Origin of the sequence: Prochlorococcus marinus (assembly GCF_001180245.1) — a bacterium.
In the GTDB taxonomy this organism is placed as follows: domain Bacteria; phylum Cyanobacteriota; class Cyanobacteriia; order PCC-6307; family Cyanobiaceae; genus Prochlorococcus_A; species Prochlorococcus_A marinus_F.
The window spans coordinates 1-215 of sequence record NZ_CVSV01000003.1 but is presented as its reverse complement, the minus strand read 5'-3'; the positions used below and the strand labels follow the sequence as shown (position 1 = coordinate 215).

The following is a 215-nucleotide window of genomic DNA, read 5'->3' as shown; positions in this document are numbered from 1 at the left end:
ATGGGTAGAGGCTTTGCAGGTTACCAGAAGAGACATGGTTTTAGCAGAGGTCCTATGAGTCATGGTTCAAAAAATCATAGAGCACCAGGATCTACAGGAGCAGGAACAACTCCGGGTAGAATTTATCCAGGGAAAAGAATGGCAGGAAGATATGGAGGAAAACAGATAACTACCAAAGGATTATTAGTTCTAAAAATTGATGCTCAGAAGAATTT

Annotated in this window: 1 protein-coding gene; it reads left to right on the top strand. The window is 40.5% G+C overall.

The features are described 5' to 3' along the window. Positions 1 to 215, top strand: a 215-nt coding sequence (gene rplC, locus AMO19_RS00020; RefSeq protein WP_075506822.1) for a 50S ribosomal protein L3, incomplete at both ends; no start/stop codon positions are given.